Genomic DNA, 7,513 nt, shown 5'->3' on the forward strand with positions numbered 1-7,513 from the left:
AAGGCTTGTATTTAAGATTTTGTGTAACAAAAGCTTAAATCAATGCTCATGGCGTTCCACGCCCCTCAAATTGCGCCGCCACCGCCCCCAACTGGGGAAGTTTTAATTATGACTATTCTGCATCGTAGCAATGAACTTGCGGAAAGCACCTTGACCAGCCTCAGTCCGTTTGAAGACACCGGCATCTTCAAGCACCCGGGCAAAGACATGCCCGACTTCTTGTTGGACGATGTTTTCAACGTTAGTAGCGGTTAATTGGCCCTGATACTTGGTTGCCAATTCGTCCGCCCAAGTTTTGTGATAAGCAGCAATTTCATTGGGTTGTTGTAACAAGTATTTTTCAACTTCACGTAATTCAGTCAAAAGCCGTGCTGGTAAGATGGCCAAGCCCATGACTTCGATCAAACCAATGTTTTCCCGTTTGATGTGTTGCACGTCTTGATGGGGATGGAAAATGCCATCGGGATATTCGGCAGACGTTTGATTATCACGTAAAACTAAATCCAATTGATAATCACCAGCATCATTTTTACAAGCGATTGGGGTTACGGTGTGATGGGGCGTGCCGTCCTCAGCGTAAGCCTTAATCGATTGACTAGCATCAGAATAACCGCGCCAAGCCTGAAGTACTTCGGCGGCCGCGTTAATCAAGGCTGCCTGATCAGTACCAGTCAAACGGATAACTGACATCGGCCATTTAACCGTCCCAAATTTCACATCAGGATATTTCGCCCAAGTAAATTCATGGTCAATTAGCGCCTTCATCATGGCAAATTTATGGCCGCCACCTTGATAATGTTCATGACTCAGCATCGAGCCGCCCACAATCGGTAAATCAGCATTACTGCCAGCCATATAGTGCGGGAACAATGACAAAATCGTAAACAGATTGGCAAAAGTTTGACGATTAATATGCATCGGTTCGTGAACGGTATCTAAGAAAATACAGTGTTCATTAAAATAAGCATAAGGCGAATATTGGAAGCCCCAAGTCTGGCCGTTTAAATCAAACCGCACAATCCGATGATTACTGCGAGCAGGATAATTGGCCCGACCTAAGTAACCTTCATTTTCAACACAAAGTTGACAAGCCGGATAAGTCGCTGGTGCCATTTTAGCAGCGGCAGCAATGGCCTTAGGGTCCTTCTCTGGCTTAGCGAGATTGATCGTAATCTCTAAATCACCGTAGTCAGTCGCCACATCATATTTAATATTCTTGGCAATTTGCGCTGTTTTAACGTAATCATTACGCGTTGATAATTGATAGAAGTAATCAGTTGCCGCTTGCGCTGAGTCCTGATGATAGGTTTTCCAAAAATGTTGGTTCACTTCACTAGGCAACGGCGTAATAAAGTCCAGTAATTGCGCCTCAAGAATATCCCGTGAACTCTGATCATCTGTGATTTGTTGCTGGGAAATGGCGTAATCGACCAAAGCATTGGCTAGCGCAATGGGCTCGTCAGCTGCTTCACCAACAACTTCGGTAACATCGGCGCCACCAATTAAAGCCAGCAAGCGATTTTGTAAATAGACCCGGTCCAAATCTTGATACTGATGATTATCCTTAATGATCCAATTTAAAAATGAAAAAATTAAATTTGTTTTTGCCGTCATGATTTATTCAATCTCCAAATCAGTCGCCGTAATTTTGTGAGGGCCATCAGCAATGCTAGCTTCATAGAAACTTGCTTCATAGCCGATAGTTTCCGCATAAACTTGACCAACGTTTTTAATAAATTCAGGAATGGCTGCTTGCTTCACTAACGCAATGGCACAGCCGCCAAAACCAGCGCCAGTCATCCGGGCACCTAAAACATCTTTTTGTTGCCAAGCAGTATGAACTAAGGTGTCTAATTCAATCCCAGTCACTTCGTAATCATATTCCAGCGAAACGTGGGAAGCGTTGATTAAGCGACCAAACTTCGCCAAATCATGATTTTCCAACGCCGCTGCCGCCAAAATCGTCCGTTGATTTTCAAAGATAGCGTGGCGCGCACGTTTAAGTAGTGTCCCATCGCCAATCGCGTAGCTATATTCATCGAAAGTATTTTCATCTAAGGCACCTAAGCTTGGCACCGCGATAACTTTCTGCAAATTGGCCAAGGCTTGTTCACACTCAGACCGCCGTTCATTGTATTTACTATCGCTTAATTTACGCGGCTTGTTGGTATTCATGATTACAATGCGATAATCGCCTAAAGCTAATGGATAATAATGATAATCTAGGGTATTGGTGTCTAAAAAAATGGCTTGGTCTTTACGGCCCATGCCAATGGCGAATTGATCCATGATACCCGAGTTGACACCAATATATTGGTTTTCAACTTGCTGGCCTAGCTTGATCAAATCTAATTGCGAGCATCCCATTTGATAAACGTCATTGAGAATGGCACCAGCCAACAGTTCAATTGAACTTGATGATGACAAACCAGAAGCGGCCGGTAAATTACCGTAGAAATAAATATCTAAGCCATGACTAAAGCTGTGTCCTTGTTGCTGTAACAGTGTGAAAACACCCTTAATAAAGTTGGTCCAGCCATCTGCTTGTTTAAACTTCAAATCAGCTAAGTCAATGGTACGAATACCTTCACTTTCAAAGTTAGCTGAAAATAAATGTAAAGTTTGGTCAGTCCGTGGTGCCACAACTGCATAAGTTCCTAAGCTAATGGCCGCTGGAAAAACATGACCGCCATTATAGTCAGTATGTTCGCCGATCAAATTAATGCGGCCCGGAGCAAAATAACTTGCGGTTGCCGGTTGGTTAAAAGTTTTTTCAAAATTCTGCGTAAGAGTTGCTAAATTCATCTTCGAAAACGCCTCATTTTCTTAAAATTTATCGCCTAACACGGCAGTCCTTTTTTGCGCCAGGCAACGGTTATGTAAGGCAGCCGGCATGCCGACTGCTGAGTTGATAGTTCGGAACGCGTCTATAATTATCTGCCGTGTCCCGTAGTTTTTCTGATTTGTTGAAACGTGTCCGGGTCGACAAATGGCTATGCCTAATTTGATAAATTGCTCGGTCGATTGGCATCGCCCAATCAATTTATCGAAATTACGCTACGCCAAAAGTACGTCGCCCCTCACACTCTATTTTTGGTCGTCATAACCGGCTGGGTGTTTTTCAGTCCAAGTCCAGGCCGTGGCGATTATTTTTTCGATATCATCATATTTTGGTTGCCAATGTAAAACTTCACGAGCTTTTTGTGATGAAGCAATCAGCGTACTTGGATCACCGGCACGGCGGCCAGCAATTTCGTAAGGAATTGGCGCGCCAGTTACTTTACGAGCAGCTTCAACGATTTCCAAGTTAGAGAAACCAGTTGCTGAGCCTAAGTTAAAGGCGTTAGAATCATTGCCGTCATTTAAATAGTTCAATGCCAAAATATGAGCGTCAGCTAAGTCCATGACATGGACGTAGTCACGAACGTTGGTGCCGTCCTTAGTGGGATAGTCGCCGCCAAAGATTTGTAACTTCTCACGTTTGCCACTAGCAACTTGCAAAACGATCGGAATTAAATGAGTTTCTGGATGATGATCTTCACCAATTGATCCGTCAGCCTTGGCCCCAGCAACGTTGAAATAGCGTAAAGCGACCCAACGCAAGCCATCAGCCACATCAGCCCAGTGTGCAAATTTTTCCATGACTAATTTACTTTCGCCATAAGGATTGGTTGGCACTTGTGGCGTTGTTTCGGTAATTGGCATTTCCTTGGCTTCGCCGAAAGTTGCCGCCGTTGAAGAGAAGACAATTTTCTTAACGTTATGAGCAATCATTGTTTCCAATAAAACGATGAAGCCATAATCATTATTGTCGAAATACTTCAGTGGCTTCTCCATCGATTCGCCGACCAAAGAATTAGCGGCAAAATGAACCACGCCAGTAATTTCCTCTTTTTCAAAAACTTGACTTAAAAATTCCCGATCGCGTAAATCGCCTTGATAGAATTTCGCCCGGGGATCGATTGCTGCCCGATGACCAGTTACTAAGTTGTCAACAACTACTACTTTTTGTCCTTGATCCAATAAGCGGTTGGTTGTATGTGAACCAATATAACCAGCGCCACCTGTGACTAAAATTGCCATTTTGACATCACCTCATAATTTAGTAAATGGTATAAAATATTTACTAAATATTTTATACCATTTTTTAGTTCAATTTGCAAGTCAGTCTTGACAAATTTGACTATTATCTTCAGTTTACTATAAAAGTCGCATCGATACCAAAAATGGTTAAAGTCATTGAGAAGGTTACTTTTTGCCAGTTATTTTAGTCCTTAATTATTGCCCAAAACCAGCGCCAAAAATTGTGCAATTTGATGAAACAAAAACTAGACGTTTATTTGAAAAGTTTACTAAATAATTCTATAATTAAGCTTAGGTAATTACTAAATTAGTTAGGATGTTATTCATGGCAACCATTAAAGATATTGCCGCTCGGGCCCAGGTTTCACCAGCAACCGTTTCTCGAGTATTGAATTATGATCAAGATTTATCAGTCACTGATGAAACCAAACAACGGGTTTTTGCCGCCGCTGAAGCGCTAAACTATCGTAAAAAAATCCGGGCCGAAAAAACCGCTCAAAAAATTGCTCTGCTTACTTGGTACAACGAGCAAGAAGAGCTAAACGATATTTATTATTTATCAATTCGTTTAGGCGCTGAAGAGAAAATTCAAGCGGCTGGTTTTGCGGTCCAACAAATTGGCCCTAACCAAGCCCTTCCTGATTCAGACGAATTTGCTGGCATGATTGCCATTGGAAAATTCAGTCCCCAGCAGCTCCAAGCAATTAGTGCGACTGGTTTAAACACTGTTTTTGTCGATTTTAATACGCTCAACGTGGGCTTCGATAGTGTCACCACCAATTTCCACTATCCGGTTAAAAAAATTATCGCCTATTTCCTTGATAAAGGAATTGAAGATATTGGTATGTTAGCTGGCGAGGAATTAACTAGTGATCATCAACTAAAGCTCACTGATCAACGGGTCAACACCTTCCGCAACATCATGCGCGATCATAAACTGCTTCATCCAGAATTTATTCTGCAGGGCGCTTTTAGTGTCGATTCTGGCCAGAAAATGATGGCCCAAGCAATTGCTGATTTAGGCGACCGGCTACCACACGCCTTTTTTGCGGCTAACGATGCCTTAGCAATTGGCGCGATTCATGCCCTGCGTGAGGCTAATATCCCGGTTCCTGAGCGGGTGTCGATTATCGGCTTTAACGATACCACGATTGCTAAATATTTCAGTCCGCCAATCAGTTCAGTTAAAGTTGATACAAAATTAATGGGCCAAAAAAGTGTTGAACTGTTACTCGATCGTCTGGAAAACCAACGTGAGACGCCAATCAACTTAAATATTGGTACGGAATTAATCTTGCGCGATAGCAGTCGGTAAACTGTGATTTAGTAAATTTTTGGTCACTTCAATTTTAGGCAAATTAAAAAGCTCGTTAACGACAGGTAGTTCTCAAGTCGTTAACGAGCTTTTTTAGATAATGAACTTTAATTAGTTGCTAAGGCAGCCAACACTGCTGCTTGATTCGGAATTGACGGCAAGGCTCCCATTCGTTGCACCGTTAGCGCCGATGCCTGCGTTGCATATTGCAAAGTCGCCACTAAATTATTGAAGTCAGGCTGCAATTTAGCCGCCAAAGCGCCTATGAAAGTATCCCCGGCAGCAGTTGTGTCCGCAACTGGCACTGACAATCCGGGCATTATTCCCTGCTGATCTGCATAAGAATAATAACAACCGGCTGCCCCTAACGTAATCACCACCGCAGCAATGCCCTGTTGATGGAAAAATGCCGCTGACGCCGCCATCGATTCTTGATCAGTAATTTGAATGCCGGTTAAACTGGCACTTTCGGTTTCGTTAGGCACAATTAAATCAGTTAACGCCAATAATTCCGCTGGTAAATTCGGTTGTGCTGGCGCCGGATTCAAAATTGTCCGGGCTTGCACCTGATGAGCCAGTCGAAATGCCGTCAAAGTTGCTGACAAAGGTGTCTCCAACTCTGCAATCACAAAATCCTGCTGATCAAAACGGGCTTGGGCAGCCTGAACCGCCGCGGCATCCACCAAATTGTTGGCACCACTATTAATAATAATCGAATTCTGGCCGGAATCTTGTAATAAGACATACGCCTGACCAGTCACAGCCTGAGCTTCAACTGTGACCGCACTGACTTCAATTTGATTGTCCCGTAGCGTTTGCCGCATCATTTTACCATCAGCGTCAGCGCCAACTTTTCCAACAAAAGTGGTCTGGGCACCAGAACGAGCCGCAGCCACAGCCTGATTAGCGCCCTTACCACCGGCAGCCGAAGTCAGCCCAGTCATTTTAATTGTTTCTCCAGGTAAGGGTAGTTGGGGGATTTGCAAAATTCGGTCAACATTAATACTGCCGACGACCATTACACGGTTCATATTTTCACCTATTCTTGTTGAAGTTGACTTAAAGCCATCACTGCTGGGGTAATGCCATTTTTAAAGACATACGAACCAGCCACTAGCACATTAGCACCGGCATTGACACATTGTTGGCCAGTTTCATTATTGATGCCGCCATCAACTTCAATATCAAATTGATATTGATTAGCTTGCTGAATTCGTTTCACCTGAGCAATTTTGTTAAGCATTTCCGGTAGAAATTGCTGCCCACCAAAGCCGGGACTCACGGTCATCACCAACACTTGGTCCACAATTGGCAGTAAATCCGCATAAGTACTAATGGCAATGCCCGGATCAAATGCAATCCCGGCCTTTTTCCCTAGACGATGGATTTCTTGAATTTGTCGATAAGGATGAGCACTAGTCTCAGGATGAAAAGTTAAAATATCGCCACCAGCAACCGCTACGTCATGAATAACCTGCTCTGGGTCATCAACCATGATATGGCAGTCCAGCGTCAAATGCGTATGCTGCTGCAACTCACCCACGATCTTGTCACCGAAATTAATATTGGGCACATAATGGCCATCCATAATATCGACATGTAAATATTGCGCAGCGGTAGCTTCAATCTGCTCGACCTGCGCGCCTAACTGAAATAAATCCGCACTTAATAACGAAGGTGCAACTACTGGCATTACCAAAACTCCCTTCAAAATAGCACTTCAATAATGACACTCACTCTCTTCATTATAACTGTCAGCTGGCGAAAACACGACCGAATTCACCGCTGAATTGCAAGTTAATTCTGTGCGAGGGTTCAAACCGTTAACTTCTAAATAAAATTGTTGAAACAGAATAACGTCTGACTGCATTCCGGGCTTGAGGATTGTGGAACGCGGCGGCCGTCGATTTGAACCAATTTGAAGCTAAAATTCAAAACCGTTAAAACCTGGTTATGGTGTTGAAACAGAATTGAGTCTGACTGCATTGCGGGCTGCTTGGCGTGGAACGCGGCCGGCATTGATTTGAGCTTATTGCTTCGCAACAATCTCAAATACAAGCCTTGTTCTAAGTGGCCCAGCCACTAAGAACAATTTGGCGGCTGACGCCAAGATCC

The 7,513-nt window shown here is 43.5% G+C and carries 6 protein-coding genes; 1 reads left to right on the forward strand and 5 read right to left on the reverse strand.

Annotated features, from left to right (window positions below; translation table 11 throughout):
• Positions 1-102: 102 nt before the first annotated feature.
• From galT to galE, 3 genes are all read right to left on the reverse strand, one after another.
• Positions 103-1,614, reverse strand: coding sequence for a UDP-glucose--hexose-1-phosphate uridylyltransferase (galT, locus tag EKM82_RS10955; protein WP_125769392.1), 1,512 nt, complete (start codon positions 1,612-1,614; stop codon positions 103-105).
• 3 nt (positions 1,615-1,617) lie between these two features.
• On the reverse strand, positions 1,618-2,805 hold the full coding sequence (locus EKM82_RS10960) for a galactokinase (RefSeq protein ID WP_125769395.1): 1,188 nt from the start codon (positions 2,803-2,805) through the stop codon (positions 1,618-1,620).
• Between the two features lie 282 nt (positions 2,806-3,087).
• On the reverse strand, positions 3,088-4,083 hold the full coding sequence (galE, locus tag EKM82_RS10965) for a UDP-glucose 4-epimerase GalE (protein WP_125647749.1): 996 nt from the start codon (positions 4,081-4,083) through the stop codon (positions 3,088-3,090).
• 325 nt (positions 4,084-4,408) lie between these two features.
• Here galE and EKM82_RS10970 point away from each other — a divergent pair, with 325 nt between their 5' ends.
• Positions 4,409-5,398 carry a LacI family DNA-binding transcriptional regulator gene (locus EKM82_RS10970; RefSeq protein WP_164508271.1) on the forward strand — a complete coding sequence of 330 codons (990 nt, stop codon included), beginning with the start codon at positions 4,409-4,411 and terminating at the stop codon, positions 5,396-5,398.
• Between the two features lie 107 nt (positions 5,399-5,505).
• On the opposite strand, the gene rbsK is transcribed toward EKM82_RS10970, so the two are convergent.
• Together rbsK and rpe are read right to left on the reverse strand one after the other, a co-directional pair.
• Positions 5,506-6,429, reverse strand: coding sequence for a ribokinase (gene rbsK, locus EKM82_RS10975; RefSeq protein ID WP_125769401.1), 924 nt, complete (start codon positions 6,427-6,429; stop codon positions 5,506-5,508).
• A gap of 8 nt (positions 6,430-6,437) precedes the next feature.
• Positions 6,438-7,091: a ribulose-phosphate 3-epimerase gene (gene rpe / locus EKM82_RS10980; RefSeq protein ID WP_125769404.1), complete on the reverse strand. Its 654-nt coding sequence runs from the start codon at positions 7,089-7,091 to the stop codon at positions 6,438-6,440.
• Positions 7,092-7,513: the final 422 nt, after the last annotated feature.

Source organism: Lapidilactobacillus wuchangensis (assembly GCF_003946645.1).
Taxonomy (GTDB): domain Bacteria; phylum Bacillota; class Bacilli; order Lactobacillales; family Lactobacillaceae; genus Lapidilactobacillus; species Lapidilactobacillus wuchangensis.